Source organism: Streptomyces sp. NBC_01429 (assembly GCF_036231945.1).
Taxonomy (GTDB): Bacteria; Actinomycetota; Actinomycetes; order Streptomycetales; family Streptomycetaceae; genus Streptomyces.
On sequence record NZ_CP109599.1, the window covers coordinates 5026053 to 5041199 of the forward strand.

Below are 15147 nucleotides of genomic sequence, written 5' to 3' on the forward strand. Positions count from 1 at the left end.
CGTCAGCTCTGGTACGCCTTGGCCGCGGCCGCTTCCAGCTGCCGCTGGACGCCCGCGATGTCCTTCGGGTTCTTCAGGAAGTCCTGAAGAGCCTTCCACTCGCCCTTGCCGGGCGTCCCGCCGAACGACTGCGGCATCTGGTCCGACATGTCGAAACGGAAGTCGTCGCCCGCCGCGATCAGCGCCTTGGCGATGTCGCGCTGCACGTCGTTGGGGTAAGCCGCGACGTCCAGGGACTTGTTGGGCGAGACGAAGCCGCCCGACTCCGCCCAGATCTTCGCCGCGTCGGCGGAGGCCAGGAAGGTCAGCAGCGCCTGCGCGCCCTTGGTGTCCTTGAGCGCCACGGCCGCGTCACCGCCCGTCACCACCGGCGAGTCGGTGCCGACCGCCGGGAACGGGAAGACCTTCGCGTCCGTACCGATCTTGGCGTCGGTCTCCGCGATGTTGACGCCGACGAAGTCGCCCTCGAAGACCATCGCGCCCTTGGGCTGGTCACCACCGGTGAACGTCTGCGTGACGGACGTGGGGAACTCCGTCTGGAGCGCGCCGTCCGTGCCGCCCGAGATCAGGCTCGGCTTGCCGAACAGCTGGCCGAGGGTGGTCAGCGCGTCCTTCACCGACCCGTCGGTCCACTTGATCTCGTGCTTCGCCAGCTGGTCGTACTTCTCCGGGCCCGCCTGCGAGAGATAGATGTTCTCGAACCAGTCGGTGAGGGTCCAGCCGTCGGCGCCGCCCACCGAGACCGGGGTGACGCCCGAGGCCGAGATCGTCTCGGCCGTCGACAGGAAGTCCTTCCACGTCTTGGGCACGGAGGCGCCCGCGTTCTCGAACGCGGCGTTGTTGTACCAGATCAGCGACTTGTTGGCGGCCTTGAAGTAGACGCCGTACTGCTCGCCGTCCACCGCGCCGAGGTCCTGCCAGCCCTTGCCGTAGTTCTTCTCCAGCTGGGCCTTGGCCTCGGCACCGGCCGGCTTGGCCCACTTCTTCTCGACGGCCTGCTGGATCGCGCCGACCTGCGGCAGCATCGCCACGTCGGGCGGACTGCCCCCGGCTATCTTCGTACCGAGGAAGTTGACGATGGGGTCCTGCGCGGGGACGAACGTGACCGTCGCCCCGGTGCGCTTCTCGAACTCGGTCAGCACCTTCGTGAAGTTCTTCTGCTCCGAGCCGGTCCAGACGGCCGCGACCTGGATCTTCTCGCCGTCCAGCTTGGGCAGTTCGACCGTGACCGCCGGCGGCTTGCCCGTGGCGTCGCCCGAGCCCTTGTCGTCGTCCGAGCCGCCGCAGCCGCTGAGGGCCACCGCGCCGACGGCGACGAGCGCCACGGCCGCCCGGCGGGAGACCGGCCCTGTCCGGCCGGATCCTCCGCCGGAACCTCTTCCGGCACCAAGAACCTTGCTCGTTGTCCGAGTTGTGCGCATCACTGCCCCGTCTCTTCCCGTGTGCGTACGGATCTACGCAGGCGGGACCGGCGTCGCGGCCGTGACGTGGCGGCTCTGCTCTCGTCCCGTGCGCTCAGTCCTACGCCGGGTGACCAGGGGCCGCAATAGCGATACCGGTCTCAAGTCCTTGATCGTGATGGGCTCGTGACGTCGCACGCAAGGGGGTGGACAACAGCTCCGCACGGATCTTCATGGGTGAGCCGGGGTCAGTGGTGCCACGGGGGCGGCGCCGACCGACCTGGCCGCCCGCTCCAACGCGCTGGCCAGCAGCGCGAGATCCGTCGGACCGTTGCCCAGCTCCCTGACCGGGCGCCTGGCCGGCGGGTCGCCCATCCGCTCCCACTCCAGCACCACGACGGTGGGCCGCAGCGTGGCCGTCCGCGGAATACGGCCGGTGACCCGGCCGCCCTGGAAGGGGGTGACCCGGCCGTCCGGATGACCGAGCCGGCCGCGCCCGGGGGCCGGTTCGTCCGGGCCCGGCGCGACGGGCGGCGCGTCCAGCACGACGCGCAGCCGCGCGCCGTGCGCAAGCTCCGTGTCGACCGTGCGTTCCGGGCGGGCCGAGGCGGCCACCAGATGCACGCCGAGGCGCTCACCCTCGCGGGCCACGGCCTCCAGGGCCCGTACGACGGAACCGGCGGCGGGCCGGCCCGGACTGCCCAGCGCGGGCGCGACCAGCGCGTCGAAGTCGTCGACCAGGACGACGAGCCGGGGGAGCGGCGCGGGCGGCTGCTCCTGGGCCCTGCCGCGCTCCTGCGGAAGGGAGTCGGGGCGCAGCCGGAGCGTGCCGCCGCCGGCGGTCGGCGAGTCCCGGTCGGTCCGGTGGTCGGTGCGCTGGTCGGTCCGGTGGTCCAGGCGCTGATCGAGGCGCTGGTCGGCGCGGTGCGTGTCCTGACGGGTCTGGTCGGTGCGCGTCCGGTCCGTCCGGTCCGTACGGTGCTCCTCACCGCGCCGGCCCGCCCGCTGCTCCGCCGCGCTCGGCCTGCGCTGGCCGATCACCCGGTCCGCCGCCTCCTGCGCCTCCTGGCGGCTGTGCCACTCGGCGAAGTCCAGCCGCCCCAGCAGCTCGGACCGCCGCTTCAGCTCCGCGCCCAGCGCCTGCGCGAAGTGCCGCATGCGCACCGGGTCGGAGGCGATCAGATGCTCGGTCACATGCGGCAGATCCGTACAGACGGACAGCCCGCCCGCCGCGCTGTCGCGCTCGCCCCCCGCGCCGTCGACCAGCAGCAGCCCCAGCCGGTCGGGGCGCGCGGCGGCCGCCAGCGAGGCGGCGATCGAGCGCAGCAGCTCCGTACGGCCGCTGCCGGCGGGCCCCTCGATCAGCAGATGCGGGCCCTCCTCCAGCAGATCGAAGCTCACCGGGCCGCGCGGCCCCGCGCCGAGCACCACCGTGCAGTCGTCCGTACGGTCGGCGGCGGACGCCCAACGGGCCATCAGGGAAGCCGGGGTGGCGCGGGCGAGGCCCAACTCGTCCAGCAGCCTGGACGAGCGCGGCAGCGCCGCAGCCGGCCGCTCCCGGCCGCTCCCGGCCGCCGCGCGCAGCGGAGCCAGCGCCCGGCCGAAACGCTCGGCCCAGGCGGGCGACACCGCGTCCACCACCGCGACCGTGCCGTGCCCGGCGGGCTGCCCCACCGCCGTACGCAGCAGCCGCAGCGCGGTCGCCACATCGCCGCTGAGCAGCGCGACGGCCCCGCACTCGCGGAACGGCAGCGAGGCCGCGCACGCCGTCTCGTACGTCGCGGCGATCGGGGAGTCCGGCGAGGCGGACGGTGTCTCGGCGAGACAGATGAGGTGGACACCGGCTGCGGCCCCGGCCCCGGCCAGCTGCGCCGTCGACTCGCGCAGCGCGGCGGAACCGGGGTCGCCGTCGACGATCAGCAGCGTGTGCGGGCCGTCGTGCCGGGCGCCCGCCTCCGTGACCGTCCACGGGTCGGCCGAGGCCCAGCCCGAGCCGAGCGGCCCGTCGTCGAGGCGGCGGGTCAGCTCGGTGATCCTGGCCGCCGCCTGGTCGCGGTCGTAGGCGAGCAGCAGCCGGCAGTCCTGGCCGTGGGCCGGGCGTACGTGCGGGAGCCAGCCCAGCCAGCCCCAGTCGCGCCTGCGCTGCTCCAGGCTCTTGGTCCGGTCCGCGCTGACCAGCACGATCTCCAGGTCGGCGGGGGAGTGCAGCGCGGCGAGCTGGGCCACGGTCCAGCGGGTCAGACCGGTCAGCCGCTCGCGGGGACCGGCGAGACCGAGCGAACCGGCCTCGCGCAGGCCGACCGTCACCGGCACCAGCGGCAGCGCTCCCCGCCCGTCGGCGGCCGGACGGTCCGCCGTACCCAGCCGGACGGCGAGCGCCTCGGCGTGGCGGCTGCCGCGCTCCCACAGCCGGGGGCCGGGGCCGAGGGCGGTCAGCAGCACGGCGGCCGGATCGGGCCAGGTCTCGGGGCGGGGGGCGCGGCCGGCGGCCCCGGCGGGGCTCAGCGGGCCGGGGGCGGCCTCCGGCAGCTCCTCGCCACGGCTCCCGGCGAGCCGCCGCGCCCAGGCGCCTATGCCGCGCCGTCTGGCCGCCGCGTCGGGCGCGTCGGGGACCTGGGGCGCCTCCGTCCCGCGCGGCGGCGTGTCCTGCCGCCGCGAGACGGCGGGCCCGGACGCCGTGGCGTCGGTACGGCTCGTGCGGCTGTGCCCGTGGGGGCCGTCGTCGCCCCGGCCGCCGTCCTCCGGCCACGGTGAGCCGTCCGGCCCGTCCTGCGCCGCCGCCCTGCTGTGGGTGCCCTGGGCCGGGTGGGGCTGCTGGGACTGGGGCTGGGGATAGGACTGGTGCGGTTGCTGCGGCCGGTGCTGCGCGTGCGGTGCCTGTGTGTGAGGCGCCTGGGCGTGCGGTGCCTGGGCATGCGGTGTACGGGCGCCGCGCGGTGGTACGTCGCCGGGCGCGTCCGGAGAGCCGGGAGGGGTTCCCGGGGCGCCGAGCAGAGAGCCGGGACCCGCGCCGTAGTGCGTGTCCGCGCTGCGCGGGTCCGGCACGCGCGGGGCGCCCGGCGGGGTTCCGTACTGCGAGCCGCCGTACTGCGGGCCCGGGATCCGGCTGGTCTGTCCCGTCCGGCTCGTCTGTCCCGTCCGGTACGGCTGGCCCATACCGCCGTCGCCCGCGCCCTGGGGCCCGGCCGGTCCGGAGGTCTGCCCGCCGTGCCTGCCCTGCCCGCCGTGCGCCGGGACGGCCTCGCGCGGGTCGCCCGCGCTGCCGTGCCTCGGGCCGTCCGCCGGGTGGCCGCCCGTCCCGTACGCGCCCGATGTCCGGTCGCCGCCGCGCGCGCCCCTCGACGGGCCCGCCCCCGCGTCCGCCGGAGCCGTGCTCGTATCCGCACCCGCACCCGTGCTCGTACCCGAATCCCCGCCGTCCGCCGCGTCACCGCCGGAGCGCGCGCCAGGATCCAGGGTGCCGGGGAGCGGGCCGGGGGCGGTGAGCCGCAGGTGGCCCTCGCCGTCCGGCGCGGTCGGCAGCCCGGCCGCACGGGCACCGGGGGTGAGGCGCAGCGCGGACTCGCCGATCCGCAGCAGCGCGCCGGAGGCGAGCGCGACCGGCCGCTCACCGACCCGGGAGCCCTCCAGCCAGGTGCCGTTGGTCGAGCAGAGGTCCGCGACCGTGACCGAGCCGTCCTCGGCGAGCGTCACCGCGCAGTGGAGCCGCGAGACGTCCGGGTCGTCCAGCGGCACATCGGCGTCGGCGGAGCGGCCGATCCTGATCTGGCCGCCGTGCAGCAGGTGCACGCCGCCCGCGTCGGGGCCCGCGACGACCTGGAGCTGGGCCGGCACGTCGTCCACCGGCGCCTCGTCCTCGCCGGGAAGCTGGAGGGAGACCACGGCGCCGTCTATCAGCGGCGGCTCGCCGAGCGCGCAGCGCTGCGCGTCCAGGCGCTCCCGGCCGGAGTAGACGACGACGGTGCCGGGGGCGTCGGGGCCCGAGGCGGCGGCGGCCAGGCCGGAGGCGACGGCGGCCAGCGCCGTCCCGGCCGGGGCGGTGACGAGCACGTCACACGCCCGCACGGCGGCATGGCCGCTACGCGGCGCGAGGACGGTCAGCCGGATCTGCATCGCCGTCAGCGGTCCCTTCTGCGCGGGGTGCCCGGCAGGAGTGCCCTCTGTCCACCCCCCACCGCACACGGACGCGTCGTCCGGTACAGGTCGGCACGGGCGATGTGATCCCCATCCACACGTCGCGTGCTGGGGGCATCCTCGCACCTGCCACTGACAACACGCCCGCCGACCGGCAACAAGTGATCTTGAATGGTCGGCGGTTGGCGGAAAAGTGCCTGCTTGGACGCCGCTTCGATACGGCTTGGGATCGTCTGTGATGTGTGCCGCGCCGCTACCGGCTCCGCTCCCCGGCAACCATCCGTACGATGCGTACGTCTTCCCTTCGAACACGATCGTCCCGTGACGGTCCCGGCGACGGAGCCGGACCGCCACGATGCCGGAAGATGACCGACCAGCGATCCGCCACCCCCATGTGCCGACCGGTCTAAGGTGGTCGGGAACGCTTGAGTGACGACCTCGATCAGCAGGGAGCGCATGGAGTGCGGCCCGTAGGCAGCAAGTATCTGCTCGATGAGCCCATCGGGCGCGGTGCCACCGGCACCGTGTGGCGGGCTCGTCAGCGGGAGACCGCGGGGGCCGAGGCGGCGGTGGCCGGGCAGCCGGGCGAGACCGTCGCGATCAAGGTCCTCAAGGAGGAGCTGGCGAACGACGCGGACGTGGTGATGCGCTTCCTCCGGGAGCGCTCCGTCCTGCTCCGTCTCACCCACCCCAACATCGTGCGCACCCGCGACCTGGTGGTCGAGGGCGATCTGCTCGCGCTCGTCATGGACCTGATCGAGGGTCCCGACCTGCACCGCTACCTGCGCGAGAACGGCCCGTTCAGCCCGGTCGCCGCCGCCCTGGTGACCGCCCAGATCGCCGACGCGCTCGCCGCGAGCCACGCCGACGGCGTCGTGCACCGGGACCTCAAGCCCGCCAACGTCCTGCTGCGGACCGACGGCGACCAACTGCACCCGATGCTCACCGACTTCGGCATCGCGCGCCTCGCGGACTCGCCGGGCCTGACCCGGACCCACGAATTCGTCGGCACGCCCGCCTATGTCGCGCCGGAGTCCGCAGAGGGCCGCCCGCAGACCTCCGCCGTCGACATCTACGGCGCGGGCATCCTGCTGTACGAGCTGGTCACCGGGCGCCCGCCGTTCGCCGGGGCGACCGCGCTCGAAGTGCTCCAGCGCCACCTCAGCGAGGAGCCCGGCCGCCCCGCCAACGTGCCCGAGCCGCTGTGGACGGTCATCGAGCGCTGCCTGCGCAAGGACCCCGACCAGCGCCCCAGCGCCGAGAACCTCGCCCGCGCCCTGCGCACGGTGGCCGCCGGGGTCGGTGTGCACTCCACCCCCGCCCAGGCCGACGCGGCCCTCGGCGTCGCCGCGCTCCTCGCGCCCGACCCGTCGCCCGCGCAGGTGCCCGTGCCGGAGACCTTCGGCGACGCCGCCGCGACGCAGGTCCTGCCGAGCAACGCGGGCTCGTACGACCCGAACGCGGCGACCAGCTTCCTGCCGTCCACCGGCCCCAACGCGGCGACCAGCGTCATGCCGACCGGCGCTGCCGGTCCCGGCTCCGGCCACGGCGACGCCGATCCGACCGCCATGATGCCGCCCGTACCGTCGGAGCCCGACGGGCCGCACCCCTGGCAGAGCCAGTTGCAGGCCGCCCGCGACCGCAACGACCAGACGCAGGTCCAGTACCTCGACCCCAGCCAGGACCCGCTGCGCCGCCGCCCGCAGCGCCAGCCGCAGCAGGCGCCGTATCCGCAGCAGGGCCAGCAGCAGTACGGCCAGCAGCAGGGCCCGCAGCAGGGCCAGCCGTACGGCGGCCAGCAGCAGTACGCGCCGCCGCCCCAGCAACAGCAGCCCCCGCAGCAGCAGCAACAGCGCTACGCCCCGCCAGCCCCGGCACCCGAGCGCAGGACCCAGCGCCCCGCGCCCCGCCCGGAGCGCGAGCCCCGGGAGCCGCGCCCGCCGCGCCAGCGCAGCGCCAACCCGATGAGGATCCCGGGCCTCGGCTGCCTCAAGGGCTGTCTGTTCACGCTGGTCCTGCTCTTCGTCGCGGGCTGGCTCCTGTGGACGCTGACCCCGCTGCCCGAATGGTTCGACACGGGCAAGGGCTACTTCGAGACGATCAGTGACGCGGTCTCCAAGGTGTCGGACTGGTTCTCCCAGCTGAGTGATTCCATGTCCGGCTGACAGCCGGGCCCCGGGGCACAAGCCCCGGATCGGCACATAACACCGGCCGAAGTGAGGGCTCGGCGTCAACAGGGGCACGGAGCACCCCGATACCCGCGTACTTTGAGGGGCAACGCCAGCCGCTGAGGGAGCAGTCTTGGCACGGAATATCGGCAGCCGGTACACCGCCCATCAGATCCTGGGGCGGGGCAGCGCCGGCACGGTGTGGCTCGGCGAGGGGCCCGAGGGCCCCGTCGCCATCAAGCTGCTGCGCGAGGACCTGGCCTCGGACCAGGAGCTGGTCGGGCGCTTCGTGCAGGAGCGCACCGCCCTGCTCGGGCTCGACCACCCGCGCGTGGTCGCCGTCCACGATCTCGTCGTGGACGGCAACGACCTGGCGCTCGTCATGGAGCTGGTCCGGGGCACCGACCTGCGGACCAGGCTGGACCGCGAACGGCGGCTGGCCCCCGAGGCGGCCGTCGCGATCATCGCCGACGTCGCCGACGGACTCGCGGCGGCGCACGCCGCGGGAGTCGTCCACCGCGACGTCAAGCCCGAGAACATCCTCCTCGACATGGAGGGCCCGCTCGGCCCCGGCGGCGCGCATCCCGCGCTGCTCACCGACTTCGGCGTCGCCAAGCTGATCGACACCCCCCGGCGCACCAAGGCGTCCAGGATCATCGGCACGCCCGACTACCTGGCGCCGGAGATCGTCGAGGGGCTGCCGCCCCGCGCGGCCGTCGACATCTACGCGCTGGCCACGGTCCTCTACGAGCTGCTCGCCGGCTTCACGCCGTTCGGCGGCGGCCACCCCGGGGCCGTGCTGCGCCGTCATGTCACGGAGACCGTCGTCCCGCTGCCGGGCATCCCCGAGGAGCTGTGGCAGCTCCTCGTGCAGTGCCTGGCGAAGGCCCCGGCCTCCCGGCTGCGCGCCTCGGAGCTGGCGGCCAGGCTGCGCGAGCAGCTGCCGCACCTCGCCGGCATCCCGCCGCTGGACGTGGACGAGCCGGACAGCGAGCCCACCGAGCAGCCCTACGAGGAGCCGCGCGCGGCCGCTCCGCAGGAGCCGCGCCGCCGGGGCGCGGTCCCGCTGGTGCCGGGCGCGGCCCCCGACTCCAACCGCGACACCCATACGAGCATGCGCGTACCGGGCCCCGACGAGCTGGCGGGCGGCGCCAGGGGCACGGCCCGCGCGCCCCGCTCGCCCGGCCAGCGCCGGCCCGGCTCGGCCCGCCACAAGGCGGACGCGGTCCGCAAGCGCCGGATCACCCTGGGCGCGGCGGCGGTCCTGCTGGTCGCCGCCCTGGGCGTGGGCGGCTGGTTCGCCACGAGCGGCGGCGGTACGGACGAGGCCCCGGGGGACTCGAAGCAGTCGACATCGCCGGTGCCGTAGCCCCGCCCGGCTCCGTCCACCCGCGGGTGAACGCCCCTGTCGGACGCGGGCAAACCGACAGGGGCGCGGAGCGCGCCGGAGACGAGCCGAACCCCCGGAAACAGGCGCGTCCGGGGTCCAGCCGCTCAGCCGTTACGCTGGACCCGTGGCAGTCGTCGATGTATCCGAAGAGCTGAAGTCCCTCTCCTCGACCATGGGGTCGATCGAGGCCGTCCTGGACCTCGACAAACTGAGGGCAGACATCGCCGTGCTCGAGGAGCAGGCGGCGGTCCCGTCCCTCTGGGACGACCCCGACGCGGCGCAGAAGATCACCAGCAAGCTGTCGCACCTCCAGGCCGAGGTCCGCAAGACGGAGGCGCTGCGCGGCCGTATCGACGACCTCGGAGTCCTCTTCGAGCTGGCCGAGGACGAGGACGACGCCGACACCCGCGCCGAGGCGGAGTCCGAGCTGACGTCGGTGCGCAAGGCGCTGGACGAGATGGAGGTCCGCACCCTCCTCTCCGGCGAGTACGACGAGCGCGAGGCCCTCGTCAACATCCGTGCCGAGGCGGGCGGCGTCGACGCCGCCGACTTCGCCGAGCAGCTCCAGCGCATGTATCTGCGCTGGGCCGAGCGGCACGGCTACGGCACCGAGGTCTACGAGACGTCGTACGCGGAAGAGGCCGGCATCAAGTCGACCACCTTCGTCGTCAAGGCGCCGTACGCCTACGGCACGCTCTCCGTGGAGCAGGGCACCCACCGGCTGGTCCGCATCTCGCCCTTCGACAACCAGGGCCGCCGCCAGACCTCCTTCGCGGGCGTCGAGGTGCTCCCGGTCGTGGAGTCGAGCGACCACGTCGAGATCGACGAGACCGAGCTGCGCGTGGACGTCTACCGCGCCTCGGGCCCGGGCGGACAGGGCGTCAACACGACCGACTCCGCCGTCCGCATCACGCACCTCCCGACCGGCATCGTGGTCTCCTGCCAGAACGAGCGCTCCCAGATCCAGAACAAGGCGAGCGCCATGAACGTCCTCCAGGCGAAGCTGCTCGAACGCCGCCGCCAGGAGGAGCAGGCCGCCATGGACGCGCTCAAGGGCGACGGCGGCAACTCGTGGGGCAACCAGATGCGTTCCTATGTTCTGCACCCGTACCAGATGGTCAAGGACCTGCGCACCGAGTTCGAAGTGGGCAATCCGCAGGGCGTACTTGACGGTGAGATCGACGGTTTCCTGGAAGCCGGAATTCGCTGGCGCAAGCAGCAGGAACGCTAGAACCCGCGAGAACTCGCCGGAACTCAGCGATTTATCGACATGTACAGAAGCGAACTGCCGCCTTCGGGGCGGCAGTTCGCTTTTATGTCACAGTTGCATCCCCGCACGTCGGACAAGTGGCGTGATTTCCGGTCATCGCGCACGCAACGACCTTGACGCTCATTTGAAAACCCGGAACTCTGACGTTTGGCATGCGTATTTCCGGGGCGCGTGTGAACGGGGGCGGAGTACGCGGGACGCCCAGTGGCCACGGGCCCGGACGCTGCACCACTGACGAATGACCTACTGGGGGTAGCAACCAGATGACCAAGAAGACGCGGATGCGCGTGGCACGTGTGGCGGCCGGCGCGGTGATCGCCGCGGGTGCCTCGCTGACCATCGCGGGTGCCGCTCAGGCCGTCTCCGGCAGCGGCAGCGCCGACTCGTCGCTGATCGGCGGCCTCGGTGGCGAGACCGAAGGCACCACCGACGGCAACACCATCGTCGGCGCGATCTCCGGCGGCACCGACGGCGGCGCCGACGCCGGTACGACGGACGGTGGCACGACCGACGGCGGTACCACGGACGGCGGTTCCACGGACGGCGGTTCCTCCACCGACGGTGGCACCACGGACGGTGGCACGGCCGACGGCGGTACGACGGACGGCGGGACCACCGACGGTGGCACGACCGACGGTGGTACCACGGACGGCGGCACGACCGACGGCGGTACGACGGACGGCGGGACCACCGACGGCGGCGCGACGGACGGCGGCACGACCGACGGCGGTACGACGGACGGTGGCTCCACCGACGGCGGCACCACCGGCGAGACCACCACCGGCGGCACCGACGGCGGCGCCACGTCCGGCGGTTCCACCACCGGCGGTTCGACCTCCACCACCGGCGGTTCGTCCACCGGCGGCTCGGCCGACGGCGGTTCGACCTCCACCGCCGGTGGTTCGACCACCGGCGGCAACGGCGCGGACACCGACAGTGTCGGCTCGCAGCCGGTCCAGCAGGGCGAGGTCAAGGAGGAGCTGGCGGAGACCGGCGCCGCCGAGACCACGTTCCTGCTGATCGGCGCCGCGACCATGATCGCGGGTGGCATCGGCTTCCGGATGCTGCCGCGTCTGGTCGCCGGTGGCCGCACGGCCGCGTAACACCCCGTACCGCACCCGTACCCGCCCGTATCGCCGGGCAGGTGCGGGAGGTACGGAAGGGCCCGGACGCTGGTTCAGCGTCCGGGCCCTTCCACGTACGAATCTCTATGTGCGCGAAGTCACGTGCCCGGGGCCGCGTGGGCGGCTGTACCGGTCACGCGCACCGGTCACGCGGGCTGGTGTGCCGCCACGAACGCCACCGCCGCCACGAGCAGCACCAGCAGGGTCAGCAGAGCCGCGGGGTTCAGGCCCCCCAGGGGGCCCTGCTGCTGGAGACGGTCCCGGTGGGCGCGGCACACGCGGCATCGGCCCTCGGCGACCGGTCCCGCGCAGTTGGCGCACACCAATCGGTCGTAGGTCATGCGCATTCCTCCTCACCGCGCGGCGGAGCCGCTAGCAGGTGTCTTTCGCTCAACGCTCGGGGGAACGCGAGCGTTCCCCCCTCCTACTGTGCCAGTTCCCGGCCGGTTCGGCGCGGTCGGCCGGAATCCGCCGGCCCGCCACCTCTGGCGCTCCCCGCGCATCCGTGATAAATCACCCCAAGCGCGGACCAGGGCGGCCCGGTCCCGGCACCAACCTCGGACGCGGACTGCGCGCGTCGGCCCGGTTCGCGTAATGTCTCGCTCACCTACTCCCTGCCGACCGTGGTGCATCTCGTGATTCGATTCGACAACGTCTCCAAGACCTACCCGAAGCAGAACCGCCCCGCCCTGCGTGACGTCTCCCTCGAAATCGAGAAGGGGGAGTTCGTCTTCCTGGTCGGCTCGTCCGGTTCCGGTAAGTCGACCTTCCTGAGACTGCTCCTGCGCGAGGAGCGCACCAGCCACGGCATGGTGCACGTCCTCGGCAAGGACCTCGCGCGCCTGTCGAACTGGAAGGTGCCGCAGATGCGCCGTCAGCTCGGCACGGTCTTCCAGGACTTCCGGCTGCTTCCCAACAAGACCGTCGCGCAGAACGTCGCGTTCGCGCAGGAGGTCATCGGAAAGCCGCGCGGCGAGACCCGCAAGGCCGTACCCCAGGTGCTCGACCTGGTCGGTCTCGGCGGCAAGGAGGACCGCATGCCCGGCGAGCTGTCCGGTGGTGAGCAGCAGCGCGTCGCGATCGCCCGGGCCTTCGTCAACCGCCCGATGCTGCTGATCGCGGACGAGCCGACCGGCAACCTCGACCCGCAGACCTCCGTCGGCATCATGAAGCTGCTGGACCGCATCAACCGCACCGGTACGACCGTGGTGATGGCGACCCACGACCAGAACATCGTCGACCAGATGCGCAAGCGCGTCATCGAGCTGGAGAAGGGCCGTCTGGTCCGAGACCAGGCGCGCGGCGTCTACGGCTACCAGCACTGAGCATCAGCGCCATCAGCGGCGCCAGCAGCATCTGCGCACCGAGTATCAAAAGCTGAAAGGACGCCATGCGCGCCCAGTTCGTCCTGTCGGAGATCGGCGTCGGTCTTCGCCGGAATCTCACGATGACTTTCGCGGTCGTCGTCTCCGTAGCCCTCTCGCTCGCTCTGTTCGGCGGCGCGCTGCTCATGAGCGAGCAGGTCAGCGTGATGAAGGACTACTGGTACGACAAGGTCAACGTCTCCATCTTCCTCTGCAACAAGAACGACGCGGCGACCACGCCCAAGTGCGTCAAGGGCGCGGCGACGGGCCAGCAGCGGGACCAGATCAAGGGCGATCTGGAGAAGATGGACATCGTCCAGACCGTCCACTACGAAACGTCGGACGAGGCGTTCAAGCACTACAAGGAGCGGTACGGCGACAGCCCCATCGCCGCCACCATCACCCCGGACCAGATGCCGGAGTCGTTCCGCGTCAAGCTCAAGGACCCCGAGAAGTACCAGGTGGTGGCGACGGCCTTCGCCGGCCGGGACGGGGTCCAGTCCGTCCAGGACCAGCGGGACATCCTCCAGAACCTCTTCGATCTGATGAGCGGGATGAGAATCGCCGCGCTCGGGGTGATGGCGCTGATGCTGGTGATCGCGCTGATGCTGATCGTCAACACCGTGCGCGTATCGGCGTTCAGTCGCCGCCGGGAGACCGGGATCATGCGGCTCGTCGGCGCCTCCAGCTTCTACATCCAGATGCCGTTCATCATGGAGGCCGCGTTCGCCGGGCTGATCGGCGGCGCCGTCGCCTGCGCGATGCTGCTCGTCGGCCGCTACTTCCTGATCGATCACGGTCTCGCCCTCGCCCAGAAGATGGAACTCGTCAACTTCATCGGCTGGGACGCGGTGCTCGCCAAGCTTCCGCTGGTGCTCGCGATCGGCCTGCTGATGCCCGCCATTGCGGCTTTCATAGCGCTGCGCAAGTACCTCCGGGTGTGACAAGCGCCCCTGGCGCGCTCTCGGCAAGCACCTTTCGGGTGTCCGTCGTTGTCCTAGACTCGACGCCATGTCGGGCTCCGATGCGTACCGAGGACCCCGCGGCATGGGCCGCGGGGCGGCTCTGACATTGGTTTTCGCGAGTGTGCTGGCCGCGGGCGCGGCCACCAACTCGCTGCCGCGCGGCGAGGAGGAGACGTCCCGCGTCGCCTCCCGCCCGGCCGCCTCGACGGTCGACCGCGAGGAGATGACCCGGGCGGCGGCCAAGGCCATGGCCGACGGCAAGTCGGCCACGGAGGCGGCCGAGGAGGTCGTCAGCCGCAGCGGCGACCGCTGGGGCGCGGTGTACGACAAGAAAGAGTACGAGGAGTTCCAGCAGGCCCTCGACGGCGAGTACACCGGGGTCGGGCTCTCGGCCCGGCGCACGGCGGGCGGCCTGATCGAGGTCACCCGCGTCCAGCCCGGCGGCCCGGCCGCGAAGGCAGGCATCGGCCCGGGGGACATGGTCAGGAGCGTCAACGGCACGGGCGTCGCGAAGCGGCCCGTCACCGAGGTCATGGCGCTGCTGCGCGGCGACAAGGCCGGTAGCGGTGCGGGTACGGGTACGACGGGCGCGGGCGGCACGGCCGGTGAGCGCGACAGGGCCGGCGACCCGGCCGGTGGGCGCGGCGCGGCCGGAAAGAAGACGTCCGCCGTCGGCACCCGCGTCGCGATCGGCCTGGAGCGGGACGGCCACCGCTGGACGCAGAGCCTGCGCCGCGCCCGGCTCACCACCGAGTCCGTCACCGTCGACCCGATCGAGGGCGGCGCCCGGCGGATCAAGGTCAACGCGTTCACGAAGGGCTCGGGCGAGCTGGTGCGCGAAGCCGTCCTGGACGCCCCGCGCGGCGCCGGCGTCCTGCTGGACCTGCGGGGGAACGCGGGCGGGCTGGTCGCCGAGGCCGTGACCGCCGCCTCCGCCTTCCTCGACGGCGGCCTCGTCGCCACGTACGACATACGCGGTGAGCAGCGCGCCCTCTACGCCGAGCAGGGCGGCGACACCGAGCGGCCCGTGGTGGTGCTGGTCGACGGCGGCACGATGAGCGCCGCCGAGCTGCTCACCGGCGCCCTCCAGGACCGGGGCCGGTCCGTCACCGTGGGCTCGCCCACCTTCGGCAAGGGCTCGGTCCAGATGCCCAGCAAGCTGCCCGACGGCTCCGTCGCCGAACTGACCGTCGGCCACTACCGCACCCCGGCGGGGCACGGGGTGGACGGCCAGGGCGTCACGCCGGATCTGCTGGTGGGCCGCAGCGCCCAGGAGCGGGCCAGGACGGTGCTGAGCGGCCTCGGCGGCAAGGAGTAAAGGAGTTGCGCCGG

The 15147-nt window shown here is 73.0% G+C and carries 10 protein-coding genes; 7 read left to right on the top strand and 3 right to left on the bottom strand.

Annotated features, from left to right (window positions below; genetic code table 11):
* Window positions 1-2: 2 nt before the first annotated feature.
* Window positions 3-1421 (bottom strand): ABC transporter substrate-binding protein, encoded by a 1419-nt coding sequence (locus tag OG627_RS22150; protein ID WP_329067708.1) that lies wholly within the window; start codon window positions 1419-1421, stop codon window positions 3-5.
* A gap of 210 nt (window positions 1422-1631) precedes the next feature.
* The gene (locus OG627_RS22155; protein WP_329067710.1) at window positions 1632-5513 is read right to left on the bottom strand and encodes an FHA domain-containing protein; all 3882 of its coding nucleotides are present in this window, start codon (window positions 5511-5513) and stop codon (window positions 1632-1634) included.
* A gap of 482 nt (window positions 5514-5995) precedes the next feature.
* On the opposite strand from OG627_RS22155, the gene OG627_RS22160 reads away from it, so the two are divergent.
* The 4 genes from OG627_RS22160 (at window position 5996) to OG627_RS22175 (ending at window position 11465) form a co-directional block, all read left to right on the top strand.
* Complete coding sequence (locus OG627_RS22160; RefSeq protein WP_329072874.1) at window positions 5996-7699, top strand: serine/threonine-protein kinase; 1704 nt, start codon at window positions 5996-5998, stop codon at window positions 7697-7699.
* Between the two features lie 136 nt (window positions 7700-7835).
* On the top strand, window positions 7836-9071 hold the full coding sequence (locus OG627_RS22165) for a serine/threonine-protein kinase (protein WP_329067712.1): 1236 nt from the start codon (window positions 7836-7838) through the stop codon (window positions 9069-9071).
* Between the two features lie 145 nt (window positions 9072-9216).
* Complete coding sequence (gene prfB / locus OG627_RS22170; protein WP_329067714.1) at window positions 9217-10323, top strand: peptide chain release factor 2; 1107 nt, start codon at window positions 9217-9219, stop codon at window positions 10321-10323.
* 302 nt (window positions 10324-10625) lie between these two features.
* The gene (locus OG627_RS22175) at window positions 10626-11465 is read left to right on the top strand and encodes a hypothetical protein (RefSeq protein ID WP_329067715.1); all 840 of its coding nucleotides are present in this window, start codon (window positions 10626-10628) and stop codon (window positions 11463-11465) included.
* A 167-nt stretch (window positions 11466-11632) separates the two neighbouring features.
* On the opposite strand, the gene OG627_RS22180 is transcribed toward OG627_RS22175, so the two are convergent.
* On the bottom strand, window positions 11633-11827 hold the full coding sequence (locus OG627_RS22180) for a hypothetical protein (protein ID WP_329067717.1): 195 nt from the start codon (window positions 11825-11827) through the stop codon (window positions 11633-11635).
* A 294-nt stretch (window positions 11828-12121) separates the two neighbouring features.
* Between OG627_RS22180 and ftsE the strand changes: the two genes are divergently transcribed.
* The 3 genes from ftsE (at window position 12122) to OG627_RS22195 (ending at window position 15133) form a co-directional block, all read left to right on the top strand.
* Window positions 12122-12811 (top strand): cell division ATP-binding protein FtsE, encoded by a 690-nt coding sequence (gene ftsE / locus OG627_RS22185; protein ID WP_114622971.1) that lies wholly within the window; start codon window positions 12122-12124, stop codon window positions 12809-12811.
* Window positions 12812-12876: 65 nt separating this feature from the next.
* On the top strand, window positions 12877-13794 hold the full coding sequence (gene ftsX, locus OG627_RS22190; RefSeq protein ID WP_329067719.1) for a permease-like cell division protein FtsX: 918 nt from the start codon (window positions 12877-12879) through the stop codon (window positions 13792-13794).
* Window positions 13795-13861: 67 nt separating this feature from the next.
* A complete protein-coding gene (locus OG627_RS22195; protein WP_329067721.1) occupies window positions 13862-15133 on the top strand; it encodes a S41 family peptidase in 1272 nt (423 codons plus the stop codon).
* The last annotated feature ends 14 nt before the right edge of the window (window positions 15134-15147 follow it).

Coding starts and splice junctions, on each gene's coding strand:
- OG627_RS22150 (WP_329067708.1), bottom strand. CDS start 1,421: ATGCGCACAACTCGGACAACGAGCAAGGTTCTTGGTGCCGGAAGAGGT.
- OG627_RS22155 (WP_329067710.1), bottom strand. CDS start 5,513: ATGCAGATCCGGCTGACCGTCCTCGCGCCGCGTAGCGGCCATGCCGCC.
- OG627_RS22175 (WP_329067715.1), top strand. CDS start 10,626: ATGACCAAGAAGACGCGGATGCGCGTGGCACGTGTGGCGGCCGGCGCG.
- OG627_RS22180 (WP_329067717.1), bottom strand. CDS start 11,827: ATGACCTACGACCGATTGGTGTGCGCCAACTGCGCGGGACCGGTCGCC.
- ftsX (WP_329067719.1), top strand. CDS start 12,877: ATGCGCGCCCAGTTCGTCCTGTCGGAGATCGGCGTCGGTCTTCGCCGG.
- OG627_RS22195 (WP_329067721.1), top strand. CDS start 13,862: ATGTCGGGCTCCGATGCGTACCGAGGACCCCGCGGCATGGGCCGCGGG.